This is a genomic window from Clostridium sp. RTP31139st1_H3_RTP31139_211217, assembly GCF_040227035.1.
Classification (GTDB): Bacteria; Bacillota; Clostridia; order Clostridiales; family Clostridiaceae; genus Clostridium; species Clostridium saudiense.
In genome coordinates this window covers 18571-37698 of record NZ_JBCOAB010000033.1, presented here as the reverse complement: position 1 = coordinate 37698, position 19128 = coordinate 18571, and the positions used below count along the sequence as shown (strand labels likewise).

13 protein-coding genes are annotated in these 19128 nt (G+C 29.2%); 3 read left to right on the top strand and 10 right to left on the bottom strand.

The genetic code is table 11. The features are described 5' to 3' along the window. Positions 1–268: 268 nt before the first annotated feature. Positions 269–850, top strand: coding sequence for a hypothetical protein (locus ABUA17_RS13300; protein ID WP_195948680.1), 582 nt, complete (start codon positions 269–271; stop codon positions 848–850). Between the two features lie 70 nt (positions 851–920). Here the strand turns inward: ABUA17_RS13300 and ABUA17_RS13295 are convergent, their stop codons facing one another. Next, on the bottom strand, positions 921–1415 hold the full coding sequence (locus ABUA17_RS13295) for a hypothetical protein (protein ID WP_042399358.1): 495 nt from the start codon (positions 1413–1415) through the stop codon (positions 921–923). A gap of 162 nt (positions 1416–1577) precedes the next feature. Between ABUA17_RS13295 and ABUA17_RS13290 the strand changes: the two genes are divergently transcribed. Continuing rightward, on the top strand, positions 1578–4028 hold the full coding sequence (locus tag ABUA17_RS13290) for a GxGYxYP domain-containing protein (RefSeq protein WP_195951086.1): 2451 nt from the start codon (positions 1578–1580) through the stop codon (positions 4026–4028). A 430-nt stretch (positions 4029–4458) separates the two neighbouring features. Here ABUA17_RS13290 and ABUA17_RS13285 read toward each other — a convergent pair whose 3' ends face one another. Then, a complete protein-coding gene (locus tag ABUA17_RS13285; protein WP_042399354.1) occupies positions 4459–4860 on the bottom strand; it encodes a hypothetical protein in 402 nt (133 codons plus the stop codon). Between the two features lie 232 nt (positions 4861–5092). Here ABUA17_RS13285 and ABUA17_RS13280 point away from each other — a divergent pair, with 232 nt between their 5' ends. Beyond that, a complete protein-coding gene (locus tag ABUA17_RS13280) occupies positions 5093–5725 on the top strand; it encodes a YesL family protein (protein ID WP_055275081.1) in 633 nt (210 codons plus the stop codon). A gap of 211 nt (positions 5726–5936) precedes the next feature. Here the strand turns inward: ABUA17_RS13280 and ABUA17_RS13275 are convergent, their stop codons facing one another. The 8 genes from ABUA17_RS13275 to tkt all read right to left on the bottom strand — a co-directional run bounded on the left by ABUA17_RS13275 (position 5937) and on the right by tkt (position 19103). Beyond that, complete coding sequence (locus ABUA17_RS13275; RefSeq protein WP_195952457.1) at positions 5937–8732, bottom strand: lipocalin-like domain-containing protein; 2796 nt, start codon at positions 8730–8732, stop codon at positions 5937–5939. Positions 8733–9029: 297 nt separating this feature from the next. Continuing rightward, on the bottom strand, positions 9030–9296 hold the full coding sequence (locus tag ABUA17_RS13270; protein WP_042399349.1) for a DUF6171 family protein: 267 nt from the start codon (positions 9294–9296) through the stop codon (positions 9030–9032). 5 nt (positions 9297–9301) lie between these two features. After that, on the bottom strand, positions 9302–10777 hold the full coding sequence (locus tag ABUA17_RS13265) for an alpha-N-arabinofuranosidase (protein WP_042399347.1): 1476 nt from the start codon (positions 10775–10777) through the stop codon (positions 9302–9304). 42 nt (positions 10778–10819) lie between these two features. Next, the gene (locus tag ABUA17_RS13260; protein ID WP_042399345.1) at positions 10820–13096 is read right to left on the bottom strand and encodes a glycoside hydrolase family 127 protein; all 2277 of its coding nucleotides are present in this window, start codon (positions 13094–13096) and stop codon (positions 10820–10822) included. Positions 13097–13193: 97 nt separating this feature from the next. Further along, on the bottom strand, positions 13194–14687 hold the full coding sequence (araA, locus tag ABUA17_RS13255) for an L-arabinose isomerase (protein ID WP_195951084.1): 1494 nt from the start codon (positions 14685–14687) through the stop codon (positions 13194–13196). Positions 14688–14720: 33 nt separating this feature from the next. Continuing rightward, positions 14721–15365, bottom strand: coding sequence for a fructose-6-phosphate aldolase (gene fsa, locus ABUA17_RS13250; RefSeq protein ID WP_055291239.1), 645 nt, complete (start codon positions 15363–15365; stop codon positions 14721–14723). Between the two features lie 105 nt (positions 15366–15470). Continuing rightward, a complete protein-coding gene (locus ABUA17_RS13245) occupies positions 15471–17078 on the bottom strand; it encodes a xylulokinase (RefSeq protein ID WP_042399340.1) in 1608 nt (535 codons plus the stop codon). 48 nt (positions 17079–17126) lie between these two features. Then, positions 17127–19103 carry a transketolase gene (gene tkt / locus ABUA17_RS13240; RefSeq protein WP_055291240.1) on the bottom strand — a complete coding sequence of 659 codons (1977 nt, stop codon included), beginning with the start codon at positions 19101–19103 and terminating at the stop codon, positions 17127–17129. Positions 19104–19128 lie beyond the last annotated feature (25 nt).

Sequence of the window (19128 nt, the reverse complement as noted above, 5' to 3'; positions counted from 1 at the left end):
CTTGGATACAAGACACCGTTAGAAGCATTTAACGAAGAACAAGCTAAGTGTTGCACTTAGCTTGACAATTCGTCATTTAAAAAAATCTCATAATATTAATCTATAGTTATATTAATGTCCTAAAAATAAATCTAATAATGTGTATAAAAAAACTACATTCATTCAATTTTTAGGCTTAAATACCCAAAGCTTTTTTAATACTTATATGAATACTAATATTTATCTTAAGCAAACTATATATATAAACTATTTTAAGGAGATGTTTAAGATGAAGAAAAAATTTAAAGCTCTATCATTAGTATTATTATCTCTACTTATCTTTGGTTTAGTTGGATGCGGTAGCAATAATAATACCACTAATAATGCTAACAATACTACTAATAATACCGACAAAAAAAATCCTCCTACTAATCAGGAGTATTATGATTATCTAACAGAAAGATATAATCATTACTTTAACGATAATACACTTGATACTACCTATGATATTTATGTAGATGATTTTACATATGATAATACATATGATGAATTTATAACTGCATACAACGGTTCTTACGACCAATTAAAAAATAATTTAGAGGCTTTTAAGAATGACTTAAAAAATAACGTTGTAAAAGGAAATGACGAAGTTGATAAGTACAATGAAGAAGTAATAACAGCTGCTGATAAAGCTATTATTGCTGTTGATGATTATACTGGAACTTTTGTTGAAAAGACAAAAGATTATGCTACTTTATCTAAAGACGAAGTAGTAAAAGGTTTGAGATCCTTAACCTTAGATGCTCATAATGCTAGATTAGATTTAAAAAATATGATTGATAATGCTAAGGATAAATTAGGAATTAAATAAGATATAAAAAATGAACTCCTTTTCTAACGAAAATTGGAGTTCATTTTTTTATATTATCAAACTACCTACTCTAAACCCCAAATATAGTTTGTCCGTTATCCCTTTCATATACCCCTTCCGCTCCAGCAATAAGATAAAGAAGAGATATTATAGATACTATATTAGATCTAATAATATTTATATTAGGCTCAAGTGAATAATCAATTTCTCCTCTTTCCTTTTCTTCATATAATATATTGTATCTAACAATTGCTATTCTAGTAAATATTAATTGCGTTGCAAAAAACATATATACAGCTTGTAAAGCTGTTTCATCAGCCTGTATTGAGTCAATATGTTCATTATTATATTTGCTATATATTAATTCAATTCCTTGTACAGTAGATGTGTATAATATTATATAAGCGTATATTGTTATATATATCATTAATATTTGTAAGTTTAATAACCCTAATGTTCTAATATCCGCCTCACTCATTTCATAAGAAACATCTCCGCCTTCATTATACTCACTATATTGATTATTATTTCTTTTCTTCTTACATCTATGTTTCTTCTTAGCCATTTAAATTTTCCTTCATTATGCTCATACTTTTATAATATTTATTATATTGTTGTTTGCTCCATAATTAACTATTTCACTAAAATATTATAACTTCTGAATAAATTATATTTTTCCTGCTTACTCTAATAAATAGTAAAAACTATAATTATGAGGTATAAACTAATGAAAAAAAATTTAAAAATTATATTTACTTTCTTATTAACTATTATAATTTTATTGACATCAGTTTCTTTTCCAATTGAAGCTTCAAGTGATGTTAATATTATTCAAGATTCTGCTAATACTAATTCGCTACCAGGTCACTTTCGTAAAACAACTAATATTTCTAACTCTTCAGCTCTAACATCTTTAAATATAGAAGGATTAGAAAAACTTAATATATCCGGAAGTGGCCAGTTTACTCCTACTAATTTGCCTTTATTAATAGAAAATATAAATACAAATCTTCCTATTGTAGATATTGATCTAAGACAAGAATCTCATGGGCTTATAAACGATGATATGGCTATTAGCTTTGCCAATGCAAATAATAGTGCAAATGCTGGTCTTACTTTAGATGAAGTTATTGAAAAAGAAAATAGTGATTTATCTTCTATCAACTTAAATAAACCTTTAACCTTATACAATAATAAAAAAATAATTACACCCAATTTAGTTCAAAGTGAATCTACTTTAGCATACTCAAATAATATATCTTATATTAGAATTCCTGTAACAGATGGTAATTTGCCTAATGAAGATATGGTTAATTACTTTATTGACATTATTAAAAGCCATTCTGAAGATACATGGTTTCACTTTCACTGTAAAGCTGGAGTAGGTAGAACTACCACTTTTATGATAATGTATGACATTATTAAAAATGGTAATAATGTTAGTTTAAATGATATCATCGGACGTCAAGTATTGCTTTCTGGAATTTCTCAACGAGATGCTGTAGATTTTTATGTTGGTAATAGATATGACTTCTTAAGTAATTTTTATGATAAATATAAAGGTTGTAACTCTACATTTGCTAATTATAATTCAACTAATAGCACAAATCTTTCTAATAAAAACATAAGTTTATTAAATTGTAGCTATAATGATCGTATAGAAGTTAATGACTCCTATATTAAAGGTCCTATCCCCCCTAAATTGCTTTATGTTATATCTGACAATAATATGACAAAAGCCGAGCAAACCATGATTGCAACTCTTCAGGGGCTTATAGCTTCAAAAAGTGATAAGCAAATATATATATTAAGTTCAATCGAACCTGATTATCAAATATGGCTTGATGATTTAAATAAAAACTACAATGCAAAATATAAAATAATAAATGACCCTTGGAAACTTATAGATAAGTTTAAATGCTATATAAACGGCTATGTACTATATAGCAATGTAAAGGAATCATCAATAAACAATGCCTGCACCTTAGCATCATTAAATGACTCAATAGCAATTGATGAATCTATCGAAACCATATTAAACAATCATGGCATAACAAACCTAATTGAAGACTGCAGAGAAACTGATAAATATTGGGCATTTAATAATCTATGGAACTCTGGCTTAAATCATTCTACTGTAATAGAATTACCTAGTGATAAATATATGTCATTAAGAGACTATGCCATTCTTTCAAAGTCATTAGTTTTCTACGAAGATGATATACACGATAGCACATTAAGAGAATTAATTTTTAATTTTATGGATGACGGTGGTAGAATCTTAGGCTGGGCACCTGATGAACACACAAATGTTTCAATTGCATCTAGCTTTGGTATTGACACTATTGCTGCAGATTGGTCTTATAATCTTTCAGTTTTAAGTTCGTATCCTTCAACAACAAAGCTTCAAAATATTAATAATCAAGTTACTGAAGAAGATGGAGTTCATTACATTACTTTTATTATGTCTGATGGAGATAATCAACAATGGCTATTAGGAAGTAATTTCAATATGAAGAATTGGTTTGGCTCTCCTCACAGAGGTAAATTTAATTTAGGTTGGTCTTTAAATCCATCTTTGTACTATTTAGCTCCTACAGTTTTTAATAAATATTATGAAGCTGCAAATTCCACTAAATATACTGATAATTATGTAGTTGCAGCTTCTGGTAATGGATACATGTATCCTAGTAAATATCCATCTGACAAACTACTTAGCTATACCAAAAGACTCAATGAATATATGGCAAATGTTGATGCACATAATGTATTGATTCTTAATGATGAAGCTTTTTATAGAAAAGATTTATGGGATAAATATACCTGTAACTCAAATATAGATGGCTTACTTTATCTAAATTATGATATAAACAATGCCTATAATGGAAAAATAATTTGGTCTAATGATAAACCAATTATTTCATGCCGCGATTTACTTTTGGGAGGAATAGAGGATGAAAATCAATTACTTTCTAATATCAATGATAGAATTGATTGTGGTTATACTAATATTAAAGATCCTAACTCTTATACCTTTGTTTATGTTCATGTTTGGAGTAATACAATGGATAATGTTAATGATGTCATAACTAAGTTAAATAAAAACCCTAAAGTTAGAATTGTTACTCCTGATACCTTTGTTAAACTAATACAAAATAATGTTTCACATAATGCATAATCAATGTTATACTAATACTCTTTTTACTTATCATTAATTAGATAAGATAGAATTAATATTTATATAAAACCTTATTTTATAAATATCATTTATAATTAAAAAGTTTAATTTTCTAACATTAAAATAATTATTTTACTTCAAAAAGAAACTATAACAAAATTCAACTCTTGTTATAGTTTCTAATACCTAGGATAAATCTTACTAATTGCAACTTAAATAAATCACTACTCTATATGGAGGATATAAATTATAATTTAACAAAAATTGCTGAACGAAAGTAATCTTCTATTTAAATTATTGATTTATTATTTATAGTACAATATATGTAAAATACTATCTTATGTTACATATGTTTTAATTTATTTATTAATTTTTTAAATAAAACAGCTTTATTAAATTTTCTTAATAAAGCTGTTTCAAATAAATTATTTTATTTTGCTAATTGAATAGCTCTTGCTGCTGCTTGTGGAGGAGTACTCTTAGTCATTGCTTCACTTAATACAAAAAATACAGTATCACCTTTTTGTATTTTAAACTCCTTAGGATTAACTTTCTTAATATCTGGTTCTTCCCCTTCCTTAGGGCATTCATTTGGTATTATTAATGTTTCATCACTAACAATAGCTATAAGCTCCTGATTTTGAACTACTAATCCCTTTAAATATCCCTTAACCTTTACATTAATTGTATTATTATCCTCATTTCTTTGAACTTCTTCTACAGTTCCCATAAATATAGCATTTGGTTCTGGTTTTCTTCTGTCTGCAAAAACATTACTACTAAATACTAATAAAAATAATAGTGCCAATGCAATTATTCTTTTGTTTTTCATAATAATCTCCTTTTTATAATAAAAATTTTATATACGATTATTATTCTTCTAACCAAAATAAATATTCATAAAACTAAACTATGCTTTTACATATTTTACTTAATTTATTTTAAAGTCAAATACCCTTCATAAACTTTTTGTAACTTAACCCTTATATTTCCTTATAATCAATTGAATATAACCTTTACATGAGTTATTATTATATTATGGTATTTTTATGGGAGGAATTTTTATGGGTAATTTGTTTAATTTAGATAGTGGCTTTTCAAAATTTATGAATAGAGTAAGTGATTTGTTTTTACTTAATATTTTATGGGTAATTTGTAGTATTCCAATAATTACAATTGGTGCATCTACTACTGCTTTATACTCTGTTAATTTAAATCTACTATCTGAAAATGAAGGTCATATAACTAAAGCTTTTTTTAAGGCTTTTAAAGAAAATTTCAAAAAATCTACTGCTATTTGGTTAATTGTTTTGTTAATATCTACTATATTAGTAGTTAATTTAATTTTCTGGTTAAAATGTGGACTGTCTATTGCTTATATAGCTCTACCATTTATATTTTTTACTCTATTTATTTTTTTATTAGTAACTCCTTATATTTTTCCAGTACTATCTCAAACTAACTCATCAATATTAAGTATAATTAAGTATTGCTTTTTTATATCAATAAAAGCTTTACCTTATAGCTTACTTATTACTTTATTTGGATTATCAGTTTTATTTGCTACTTTTTATTTTCCTATTGTCTTTTTATTTATGCTCCTTTTAGGAGTTGCTATTCATAGCTATATGGTTTCTCGTATTTTTTTAATTGTATACAATAAAAATAATAACCATTTTAGCAAAATATTATCATAAGTACTCTTTTTACCTATGATAATGCAAAAAATAAATGGATTATCTCCAGTAATTTATATAATTTTCATTAGGAATTTATATTATTACTTACAGTAATCCATTTATTTTTTATTTATTTTTTATTTATTTCCAAGTTAATTGTCTTGCATCTAGCTTTAATTTAAAAAATTAATATTTTCGCTAATTTTTTTAATCTAACCTCATATATAACTTATTTACTTTTCTTTCTTAATCTAAGTCCACAAACTACTGCACTCGTTCCTCCTAATATTAATGCAAGTGCTATACCTACATCACCTGTTTGAGGTAATTTTGATGGCTTCTTTCCTGAGTCATTTCCATCATCATCCTTTGATGGATCTTGCTTGTCCTCATCTTGATTGTTATCTTCATCCTGATTGTTATCATCTTCATCAGTTGGTCCTTCAGGATTTTCTGGTTCTTCTTCAACTTTCGTTTCTTCATTATAAAGAGCCTCAACTTGCTTATCAGTTAATGCAACATTATAGATAGAAACATTATCGAACTTTGCATTAGCTATATCCCTATCAGACCATATATTACCACTACCAATTCTAACATCAGTCATCAATGCTAAGAAGTTATCATTGAAACATGCTGAAATATCCTTATCTTGTCTTGCAACCTCGTTTCCATCAACATAAACTACTATTCCATCAGACTTTACTGTATAAGTAATATACTCCCATTTGTTTCCTTCCAATGATTTAGAAACTTCTGTGGCATCTGAATATGCTCCATTAGCATTTATTCTACCATAAAGATTAGCACTGATTCTTGTAATTGGATAATCTGGCGTACCATCCTCTTTAGTCATGCTTGCTTCAAATAATGCACTGTGTTCAAAATAATTTGGATCATTTTTATCTATATTAACCCACATACTTACTGTATATCCTTCTTTAGTAATTCCATCAAATGTGTCTGTAGGTAAAGCTAAATAATTATTTTTTACTGCTCCATCTTCATTTTTTATTTCTAATACATTTCCTCTATCTGTATCTTCAACAACTGATGTAGTACCAACTAAAATTGCATTACCACTCTTACTTCCTGAATTAGCAATTGCTTCTTCCTCTATAGTTTCAAAGTCATATTTATATATTGGTTCTGCTCCAACTTCTTGTAATACACCTTTAACTGTTATATTAAACTCTTTAACTATTGATTCACTTTCCTTAGTTATTGTAGCCGTTAAAGTAACAGTTACATCTTCTCCTGTACGATTTACTTTACCATCATTAGAAATGCTCTCTTCATTATTTGATGCCCAAGTAATTGTTGTATCATATGCTCCTACTAAAGGTAATTCTATATTTGTTTTAGTTACAGTTGGTATTTTATTTTCTAAGTCCTTACTTGCATAATCGACAGCCTCACTAGCATCTAAATCAAGTTTACTTCCCCAGACAGATTCATTATTGCTTCCAACAGCAGTAAATGTCATCACTTTATTATCTTCTAATGATTCATCTTGTTGTTTAAAGAATACACCGCTATAAGTAACATCATTAGTAGTAATTGTCATATAGTAAGAACCTTCTTCCATTGTCCAAGTACCATCTATATCTCCACTTACTGTGTTATCTTCATTTAAGCTCACATTTAAAGTGTCAGCTACTTTTCCAGTTGTTGCTGTTCCATGATTTATAAATTGATAATTTCCAACAACTTGATCCTTTGAATATCCAGTTTCTGAAATCTTATCTCCTCTATTTTCATAAGGTGCTACAAGAAGCCATCCTTCCTTATTAACAAACATTTGATGAACTCTTACTTCATGATATTCTGTACCATCATCAAATCTTTGGTGATGAATTAAATATCTTTCTCCATCATCATCAATAAGAACTGAATTATGTCCAGCAGCTTTTAAAGCTTTATCTTGGCAAGCAAATTTATAATTAGATATTAATTTAATTCCATTAGCTGTATTAGTAACATTTCCTGATAATGCTGCATTGTTTCCCTTTGCATCTAAATATGGTCCTGTTGGACTTTCTGATCTAAACAATCTCATATTATAACCACCATCAGAAGTTAAACTTCCATAAGTTATTGTCATGTAATAATATCCTGTTTCTGAATCATATACTACATCTGCCCCTTCCCCTGATTGAGTATATCCAACAGCTATTCTCTTACCAAAATATCTATCTGTAGGATTAATAGTATCAGTATCTGAGTCTTCTCCTGGATAAATAGGTTGTCCAGTAGTATTATCTATTTCTAATATATAAACTCCACCTGACCATGAACCATAAGTCATCCATAACTTTCCTTCTGTATCATAAAATAATTCTGGATCTATTGCATTTGGTGCATATGTTGTATTATATGATCCATCAGCTGCAAACCAAGAATCATTTACTCCACTTATAGTTCCATCTTCAATTAATTCATCAATATGTGTATTAGTATAAATTGTATTTTTATTACTATTTGAATCATAAGCATCATTTTTTGTAAATCCAGAATAAATTATGGTATCTACATATGTGTAAGGTCCCTCAATCTCTTGTGAAATAGCATATCCTATAGCAGATCTCTTATAAGTTGATGATGTACAATAATACATCATATAAGCACCCATACTTCCGTCATCGTTTACATAAGACTCATTCCAAAATACTGTTGGTGCCCAAACAGCATATCCTCCTTTACAATCAGAATCATCTTCACCAGCCCATTCAAATGATTCTTCTAAGTTATCTGATAAATCTCCAAAAATAACATTCCCAGGTGTTGTATACCCATTAGTAAAAGTAGTCCAATTTTGTAAATCCGTAGATTTAGCTGCTTCTATATGTGATCCAAACACATAATAAGTATCATCTTCTTTTACGATAGATGGGTCATGCACAGAAACACGACTCTTTTCTAATAGCTTTTCTTCCCCAGAAGTGACACTAGTAAATCCTAACGTTGAAATTAATGTTCCAGCTAATATTATAGCCATTAACCTTTTAACTTTTCTTGATTTCATTTAAATTTTCTCCCCTCATACCCTCATTTTTTTATCTTTTAAATTATTTTTTAATATCGCCCTTTCTTAATAAACATAATTATAGGCATACATCAACCAACATATTTTCATATAGGAATATCTAACTTTAAATTATCATTTAGCTTAATTTTAAAAATTATATATTTAACAATAAATTTTTCTTTGCTTAAACCTTAAATAATATTGATTTACTATATTCCTATAATCTTATGTTAATTTGATATATGCCTTTTTATAGGTACTATACCTTATATTAAATTATTGAATTATCTAGATTCATGAAATTTTATCCCATTTTCTCTCTATATTAGGACAATAATTTTTCTTTACAGCTGCCCTCATTTCTACATAACAGCCACAAAGCTTACACATTCCATTAATGAGATTATCACAATCCATACAAATACCTAATCGTTCCTTATAATCTTTTTCTTCTGTTTTAATAAAACTATCTATATTACTGATGTAATCTTGCATATGCTTATATTCAGCCTGTCCCATTACTTCATTCATTAAGCACTTTTTACAAAATCTATTTTCCATAATAATTACTCAACAACAAAACTAATAACACTACAAGCTGGAATCCTAAAGTTTAATCCATTTTCTGTAATAGTAAAATCCTTAAATTTTTCTGGTTTAACTACATCTGGATTATCAAATGTATTAAATGCATTCATTTCATTAGTTAAAACAGTTGCTTTTACAGTTTTGACAGGTCTGCCTACGATTATACTTTCAACATCATATGCTTCATCAATTGATAGATTATTTATTGTTATATTAATTTTTCCTTCACCATCAACTGAAACTGATTCATGTAAATTTGGTACTTGATTTTCTTCATCTAACCCAATCATTTTAGTTTCTAAATAACTTTCAACTAAAGTTGCTTCTTGATGGTTTTTATACATATTAAATACATGATAAGTTGGAGTTAACACCATCTTTTCTCCTTCTGTTAATATAACTGCTTGAAGAACATTTACTACTTGTGCTAAATTTGCCATCTTAACTCTATCACTATGCTTATTGAATATATTTAAATTAATACCAGCAATAAGGGCATCTCTCATAGTATTTTGTTGATATAAGAATCCTGGATTAGTCCCTGGTTCAACGTCATACCAGCCTCCCCATTCATCTACTATTAAATCAACTCTCTTTTCAGGATCATATTTATTCATTATTTCTAAATGCCTATTAATTAATTCTTCCATTTTTAAAGTTTTATTCATACTGATATACCAAGTTTCTTTATCAAATCCTGTTGCTGCTCCTTTATTTAACCATCCACCTGGATGAGTGTAATAATGTAATGTTAATGCATCCATAAAGTTTGCAGCAACCTTCATTACTCCATCTGTCCAATTATAATCATCTACATTTGGACCACAAGCAATTTTATAAAGTTTATTATCTCCATAATTTCTGCAGTATGTTTGATATCTTCTATACATGTTTCCATAGAATTCTGGTGTCATATTTCCACCACAACCCCAATTTTCATTCCCTACACCAAAGTATTTAACTTTCCAAGGTTCTGCATGTCCATTTTGCTTTCTTAATTCTGCCATAGGTGAAATACCATCAAAAGTTAAGTATTCAACCCATTCAGACATTTCTTGAACTGTACCACTACCAACATTTCCATTTATATAAGGTTCACATTCAAGTTGTCTACACAACTCCATAAATTCATGTGTCCCAAAGCTATTGTCTTCTACAACACCACCCCAGTGTGTATTAACCATCTTTTTACGATTTTCCTTTGGACCAATCCCATCCATCCAATGATATTCGTCAGCAAAACATCCGCCTGGCCAACGTAATACTGGAATTTTAATTTCTTTTAATGCATCAACAACATCTTTTCTCATTCCATTTACATTTGGTATTGGAGAGTTTTCTCCTACATATATTCCTTCATAAATACACCTACCTAAATGTTCAGAAAAATGACCATATATTTCTTTACTTATTTTTGATTTTTTATTGTGTGGATTAATTATTAATTTGCTCATAATTCCCAGCTCCTTTTATTTAATATATTTATTATTGTATTTTTATATTTCTTCACTAATTATTTTTAAGCCAAATACTCTTCCTGCTATAGACCCTTCTTCACTTTCAAACTTTATCCTAATATATGATTTTCCATTTGTTACTTCTTCAGGAATGCCATAAATTTTATTAAATAGTACAAATGGTTTATTTTCATCTAATTTCTCTTGTGCTATCATCAAATCTTCAGCATAAATTTTAAATTTTCTACTATACATTTTTCCATCTTCAAATATTTCTCTATCACTACCCCAGTAGGTTAACAATAAATATACCTTTTTATTATTTTTCAACTGTACTTCATAACTAAAATATCCATTATCCCTGCACTCTCTCCAGCCTTGCCCACACTCTTTAGAATAGTCTGATTTTGAATTTAAAGCTTTAATTTTATGCTCTATTTCTGATTGCTGATTATTTGGATTTACTTGATCTATAGTAATTTTCTCTATTTTATCTTGATAATTATTAGTGTTATTTTCTATATTTTTATACTCTTTCTCACTCATTACACTCCAATAAATAGTATATCTTTCATGAGTGACTTTATAAAATGGAATTAGTTTAACCTTTACATTTTCAGGCTGCCCTATTGCTTTACTCTCAAAAATTAATTCTTTTTCATTAATTTTTGTTATGCAACTTGATATTTCATCAATATCACCAACTAACTTGGGTACGTTTATTCCTGGATGATGATTTAACTTTAAGTGATCCTCTAAAATATCTGTCTCTGGGAAATTTTCTTTTCCTAAAGCTCCTGCTAAAACTAAAGGCCCATACATAAATACAATTTCATTTTTATTTTCTTTTGAATTATATAAATGTATATTCATAGGTAAATTAATATTTACTATATCACCTTTATTCCATGTTCTAGATATTGTTATATAACTATCCTCATTTTTTATATATACCGTTTCATTATTAATAGTAACTTGTACATTTTCTGAAACCCAATAAGGTATTCTTATTCTTATGCTCATGAACTCATTATCAGCTTCTTCTATCACAAGCTTTATATTTTCCTCTTCTGGGAAATTCGTTATTTGTGATATCTTAATTTTTTTATCTTCTATATTAATTTTTGATGATATAAAAAGATTTACAAACAAACTATCATTATCCTTAAAATATATATTTCTTATATACCTTGCTGGATTTTCCATACCAGTTCCTGTGCAGCACCAAAATGAATTATCTGGTGTACAATACACTTTAAAATGCCCTGGTTTAGTTGAAACAAAATAAGTTTTCATTCCACTATCAGGATCTTGTGAAGCTAATATATGATTGTATAGTGACTTTTCATAATAATCCATATACTCTGCTTTATGATGCCATTCATATAAATGTTCTGTAAGCTTTAACATATTATATGTATTACAAGTTTCAGCAGTAGTAACATCTAACTTTTCTGTCCCACATTTACCAAAATGCTCATCTCTACTATTTCCACCGATTGCATATGATCTACCTTTAGTAACTATATTCCAAAAGAATTCACAAGCTCTTTTATATTCTTCTTTACCTGTTATTTCATAAAGTGTAGCTACACCAATAACCTTAGGAATTTGTGTATTAGCATGTTTTCCTTCTAACTCATCCTTTAAATCAATTAATGGATTAATTGTTTCTTTATGAATAAATCTAATTGATAAATTTAAATAATCCTGATTTTTTGTTATCTTATAGAGATTTGCCATGGCTTCACACATTCCACCATGTTCACAATAAAGCATTTTTTCAAATTGATCTTCATTTAAATTATCAGTCCCTTTTTTAGCCCAATCAGCTAATTTAGTAACAACTTTTAAAGCTTGTTCATTTCCAATAAGTTCATATGCATCAATAAGTCCTGCATATATTTTATGAATGCTGTACCATGGAACCCAACTATCCCCTAATTCAAATCTTGTAACGTTAAAATTTCCGCTAAAAACTTTATCAAAGCATTTTCTTGGAAAACCACTCACATATCCCTCTTCATCTAAATCTTGAAGATATGCCAATTCTGATACTATATAGTCTGCTTTTTCCTTTAGCCTTATATCATTATCTGCTATATACATAGCACATAATGCTGAAAGAAAATGCCCTAATGAATGTCCACTTATCTCTTTTTCTTCCCACCCGCCATATCGTGGTTTTTTAGGAATTTGATTTATTGCTTCATAACATGGGGCTAATAACCTATCTACATCTAAATGTAATAAATACTTTTTACCTATTTCTTGAGATTCTTTAAATATTCCACCTAACAAGATTACATTCTCCATAAAAACTTCCTCATGCTTTACTAATATAACCTTAAAGTATAACTAGAAAATCTAATTTTCCAGTTATACCCTATTAACTTTTCTTTAACCTTTTCTTTTATTTATTTAACATCCAATATAAGTTATTTAATTTTAATTCTTTTTCAAAATCCCTAATATTTGTGTCTTTTCCTATAACTACTGATTCAATTCCATACATATCTGCTAATGTTGTTAATTGCTCTGAATCTAATTCATAAGTAAAAGATGTATGATGAGCACCACCAGCTAAAATCCATGCTTTAGCTCCAACTTTCAATGATGGCTCTGGCCTCCATAATACTCTTGCCACTGGAAGTTCTGGTAAATCTTTTTCAACTTCTTTTGCTTCTACTTCATTAATTACTAAACGCATTCTTCCACCTAAGTCAATTAATGATGCACAAACTGCTTGTCCTGCTTGTCCGTTAAATATTAATCTAGCTGGAGCAGCCTTATCACCTATTCCTAAATGCTTAACTTCTATTAAAGGTTTATTAGCTGAAACTGTAGGACAAACTTCAAGCATATGAGCTCCTAAAATTAATTCATTTTCTGGATCAAAGTTATAAGTGTAATCTTCCATAAATGAAGTTCTAGTATTATTAGTCATAATTTTCATTAATCTAACTAATCCTGCTGTTTTCCAATCACCTTCTCCTCCAAATCCATATCCATCTTCCATAAGTCTTTGAACTGCAAGTCCTGGTAATTGTTCCATACCATGAAGCACTTGGAAGTTAGTTGTGAATGCTGTATAGCCCCCCTTTTCTAAGAATCTTCTTAATGCAATTTCTACTTTTGCTTGATATTTAATTGAATTTCTTACTGAACCTTCAGTCTTTCCTGCTTCACAAATTTCATATTTTTCTTCATATACCTTCATTAAGTTTTCAACTTCTTCATCAGTAACTTCGTTGATTACTTCAACTAAATCACCAATTCCAAATGCATCACAAGTCCAACCTAACTTTATTGCCACTTCAACCTTATCACCTTCAGTAACAGCAACATCTCTCATGTTATCATCAAATCTTGCAATCTTAATATTTCTACCTTCAACATATCCAGTAGCAACACTCATCCACTTATTAATCTCTTTATGTGTCTCTGGCTCTTGCCAATAACCAACAACAACCTTCCTGTTATTACCCATTCTTGTGTTTATAAATCCAAATTCCCTATCTCCATGAGCTGATTGATTTAAATTCATAAAATCCATATCCATTGTATCCCATGGAATATCTCTATTAAATTGAGTATGAAAATGTAATTGTGGCTTATTTAAAATTGATAAACCTCTTATCCACATTTTAGCTGGTGAAAATGTGTGCATCCAAGTAATAATACCAGCACAACTTTCATCATTATTTGCTGCTAAACATATATCATATATCTCCTTAGCATTTCTTACTGTTGGCTTATGGATTATTTCATATTTAATTCCTTCAACATCATTTAATCCATTTACCATTTCCTTTGAATCTAAAGCAACTTGTTTTAATGTATCTTCACCATATAAGTCTTGACTTCCAGTTACAAACCAAAAACTATATTTTCTTGTATTAATCATATTTAATTCTCCCCTTTTACCATATTATTTTCACTATTTTTGAACCTTACTATAATCACTTATAAATCTTTCTATACCTGCACTTGTTAATGGATGCTTAGCCATATCTTCAATTTGGGCATATGGAATAGTTGCAATATCAACTCCTGATAATATGCATTGAAGTATGTGCTCCTTAGTTCTTATGCTGGCAGCAATTATTTCTGTTTCAAATCCATAGTTTTCTTTTGCTAATATTAAATCATTTATCAAATCCATACCATCTAATCCAATATCATCTAACCTTCCGACGAATGGGCTAATATATGTTGCTCCAGCTTTTGCTGCTAAAACACCTTGATGAACGCTAAATACTAAAGTAACATTAGTTTTTATTCCTTCTTGAGATAATACTCTTACTGCACTTAATCCTTCTAATGTCATAGGAATTTTAACAACTATATTTTTGCTTATTTTAACTAATTCTCTTGCTTCTCTAATCATTCCCTCAGAGTCTAAACTCATAACCTCTGCACTTATTGGTCCATCTACTATTTCACAAATTTGTGGAATTACTTCTGCCATTGTTTTATTTTCTTTAGAAACTAATGATGGATTTGTTGTAACTCCATCAATTAACCCCATATCATTAGCCTTTTTAATTTGTTCAATATTAGCTGTATCAATAAATATTTTCATAATAATATACCCCTCTCATAACCATTTATTTTTAACTTTACGGTTTTATTTACATTAATTTTATTAAGTTTTTAACCATATCCTATTAACTCAAAGTATTATTATTTATTTTTTCAAATATTCTACTGCTTCTTGCTCAATAGTTAATCCTTTTTTATAATTTTCTAAGAATTTTTCATATCCAATAACCATATTTTCATTTGGTTCTATTGTTATAGCTTCTGCTTCTCCAAAAATAGTATTATTTAAAAATTCTTCTAAAGAATTATTTTCTTGTTTTTTATCAAGATATAATGCTAACAATGCAATTCCCCATGCACCACCTTCTCCTGCTGTTTCCATTACAACTACCGGTACATTTATTGCTGCAGATAAAATACTTTGTGCTACTCCCTTTGTCTTAAAAATTCCTCCATGCCCAAGTATCTTATCAATCTTTACATTTTCTTCTTTTGTTAAGATGTCCATACCAAGCTTCATAGCTCCAAAGCATGTATATAGTTGAACTCTCATAAAATTAGCTAGGCTAAACTTTGCATTTGCGGGATGTAAAAACATCGGACACCCCTCAGTTAATCCAACCCCGTGCTCACCTGAATAAAAACAATAAGACATTAAATCTCCACAATCATCATCACCATCTAAAGCTTTTTCAAATAATGTTTTATACAATTCACTTGCTTTAACATTAACTCCAAATGCTTCTAAGCATTGATTAAAGATTCCCATCCATGCATTGATATCAGATGTACAATTATTTGAATGTGCCATTGCGACTAAGGCCCCAGTTGGAGTTGTAACCATATCTAACTCTTTATGAACTTTAGATAGTTCATTTTCAAGAACAACCATTGCAAATGCTGAAGTTCCTGCTGATACATTTCCTGTCTTTTTTGCTACACTATTGGTAGCTACCATTCCAGTTCCTGCATCTCCTTCTGGTGGACAAAGCTTTGCACCATATTGTAATTCTCCTGATGGATCTAAAAGTAATGCACCTTCTTGAGTTAATACACCAGCATCTTCTCCTGCAACTAAAACCTTTGGAAGTATATTTCCTAACTTCCATCTATATTCATTACTTGCTATCAATACATCAAACTTCGAAATCATATCTTGATTAAAACTTTTCTTATCTAAGTCAATTGGAAACATTCCAGATGCTTCACCTATTCCCATTACCTTTTTATCTGTAAGTTTCCAATGAACATATCCTGCTAGAGTTGTAAGGAAATCAATACTCTTTACATGCTCCTCATTATTTAAAATTGCTTGATACAAATGTGCTATACTCCATCTTTGAGGAATGTTATATTGGAATAAGTCTGTTAATTTATCAGCTGCTTGTCCCGTAATATTATTTCTCCATGTACGAAATTCAACCAATTGCTTCCCTTCTTTATTAAAAGGAAGATATCCATGCATCATTGCACTTATACCCATTGAAGCTAATCTTTTTATAGTAATATCATATTTTTCTTTGACTTTATCTGATAAATCCTTATAACACTTTTGTATCCCTGTCCATACTTCTTCTAAAGAGTATGTCCAAATCCCATTAACTAAGCTATTTTCCCAATCAAATCCACCAGTTTCAATAACAGTTCCCATTTGATCTACTAAAACTGCTTTTATTCTAGTTGATCCTAGCTCAATTCCTAGAACGGCTTTTCCAGATTCTATCGTCTTTTTTACTTCTTCTAACCTACTCATGTCCTCTCATCCTCCCATCTTCTTATGAAATAAAAAATATTTAATCTTTTATATTAATTCTTTTACCTTATTTACCACAGTTTCTTTATTAAATCCAAATAAATTCATTACCTCATTACCATTACCTGATGCCCCAAATGTATCTATACATAATACATCATCAACATATTTACTCCATCCAAAAGATGAAGCCATCTCTATACCTAACTTCTTAATTCCAGTCTTTAATACACTATTCTTATATACTTCATCTTGCATATCAAATAATCTAAAACAAGGCATTGATACAACATCAACAAATATTCCTTGGTTTTCTAATTCTTTTTGAGCTTTTATTCCTAAATCTACTTCTGATCCTGTTGCTACTATTTGAGCTACTGGATTTTGTGATGCTTCTGAAATTATATATGCACCTTTTCTAACATTATCAACACAGTTAAATTCAGCATTGACATTTATATTTTGTCTTGTTAATACTAATACTGATGGTGTTTCTTTATCTTCTAAAGCTACTTGCCATGCTGCATTTGTTTCATGTGCATCTGCCGGTCTTATTACATTTACATTTGGTATAGCTCTAAGCCCAGCTAATTGTTCAATTGGTTCATGGGTTGGTCCATCTTCTCCAACTGCAATTGAATCATGTGTTAATACATAAATTAATGGTTGTTTTTCAATTGCTGACATTCTTATAGCTGGTTTTAAGTAATCACTAAATACAAAGAATGTTGAAACAAATGATCTTAACCCACCATGAAGCATTATTCCATTTCCAGCTGAAGACATTCCAAATTCTCTTACACCAAACCAAATATTCTTACCTTCTGGAGATTCTTTTCTAAAATCACCTTGTTCTTTTAAGTAAGTCATATTTGAATGTGCTAAATCTGCTGATCCTCCAAATAAACCATCATAAGCCTTTGCAATCGCATTCATTGTAAATCCTGAAGCATTACGAGTGGATATTGATTCATTTTTCTCATATTTAGGTAATACTTCTTCAAAATTAATATTTAACTCGCCATTAATTGCAGCTATCAAACTATCATAAAATTCTGGATATTTTTCTCTATACTTATTAACTAACTCATTCCATTGAGCTTCTTTTTTCTTTCCCCTTGCAATAACACCATTAACAAAGTTTTCTTTTACTTCTGTTGGAACAGTAAATGGCTCGTAATTCCAATTTAACTTTGTCTTAGCTTCTAAATATTCATTAGCTCCTAAAGGTGCTCCATGAACTCCATTAGTTCCACCCTTATTAGGTGCTCCATATCCAATTGTTGTCTTTATCTCAATTAATGTTGGCTTATCTGTTGCCTTTTTAGCTTCTTCTATTGCAGCTGAAATTGCTTCTACATTTGTATCACCATCTCCAACCTTAATAGTATGCCAATTCATAGCCTTTACTCTATCGATAATATTATCTGAAAATGAAGTTGAAAGCTTACCATCTAAACAAATATCATTTGAATCATATAGAACTATTAATTTTCCTAATCCTAAATGTCCTGCTAAAGATATAGCTTCATTTGCTACACCTTCCATTAAGTCCCCATCACCAACTATTGCATAAGTATAATGATCAATTATATTTAATTCGTCCTTATTATATTTAGCCGCTAAATGTTTTTCTGCCATTGCCATTCCAACAGCTTGTGCAATTCCTTGACCTAAAGGACCACTTGTAGCTTCTACGCCATGAGTATGTCCAACTTCTGGATGCCCTGGAGTTCTTGAATTTAGCTGTCTAAATTCTTTTAAATCCTCTATAGTTACATCAAATCCACATAAATGTAACATTGAATATAAAAGTGCTGAACCATGTCCTGCTGATAATATAAATCTATCTCTATTAAACCATTTGCTATTCTCTGGATTAATGTTTATATGTTTATTAAATAACGTATATGCCATTGGTGCTGCACCCATACAAATCCCCGGATGACCTGAATTAGCTTTCTCTATTTGATCTACTGATAACATTCTTATTGTGTTTATGCTTTGCATCTCTATTTCTCTCATTATTCCCCTCCAAAATTTAATTTAC

What these genes read in the sequence shown, in the direction of transcription:
- ABUA17_RS13245 (WP_042399340.1), bottom strand. Translation starts at nt 17,078, where the DNA reads ATGAGTAGGTTAGAAGAAGTAAAAAAGACGATAGAATCTGGAAAAGCC.
- ABUA17_RS13270 (WP_042399349.1), bottom strand. Translation starts at nt 9,296, where the DNA reads ATGGAAAATAGATTTTGTAAAAAGTGCTTAATGAATGAAGTAATGGGA.
- ABUA17_RS13300 (WP_195948680.1), top strand. Translation starts at nt 269, where the DNA reads ATGAAGAAAAAATTTAAAGCTCTATCATTAGTATTATTATCTCTACTT.
- ABUA17_RS13295 (WP_042399358.1), bottom strand. Translation starts at nt 1,415, where the DNA reads ATGGCTAAGAAGAAACATAGATGTAAGAAGAAAAGAAATAATAATCAA.
- tkt (WP_055291240.1), bottom strand. Translation starts at nt 19,103, where the DNA reads ATGAGAGAAATAGAGATGCAAAGCATAAACACAATAAGAATGTTATCA.
- fsa (WP_055291239.1), bottom strand. Translation starts at nt 15,365, where the DNA reads ATGAAAATATTTATTGATACAGCTAATATTGAACAAATTAAAAAGGCT.
- ABUA17_RS13260 (WP_042399345.1), bottom strand. Translation starts at nt 13,096, where the DNA reads ATGGAGAATGTAATCTTGTTAGGTGGAATATTTAAAGAATCTCAAGAA.
- araA (WP_195951084.1), bottom strand. Translation starts at nt 14,687, where the DNA reads ATGATTAATACAAGAAAATATAGTTTTTGGTTTGTAACTGGAAGTCAA.
- ABUA17_RS13280 (WP_055275081.1), top strand. Translation starts at nt 5,093, where the DNA reads ATGGGTAATTTGTTTAATTTAGATAGTGGCTTTTCAAAATTTATGAAT.
- ABUA17_RS13275 (WP_195952457.1), bottom strand. Translation starts at nt 8,732, where the DNA reads ATGAAATCAAGAAAAGTTAAAAGGTTAATGGCTATAATATTAGCTGGA.
- ABUA17_RS13290 (WP_195951086.1), top strand. Translation starts at nt 1,578, where the DNA reads ATGAAAAAAAATTTAAAAATTATATTTACTTTCTTATTAACTATTATA.
- ABUA17_RS13265 (WP_042399347.1), bottom strand. Translation starts at nt 10,777, where the DNA reads ATGAGCAAATTAATAATTAATCCACACAATAAAAAATCAAAAATAAGT.
- ABUA17_RS13285 (WP_042399354.1), bottom strand. Translation starts at nt 4,860, where the DNA reads ATGAAAAACAAAAGAATAATTGCATTGGCACTATTATTTTTATTAGTA.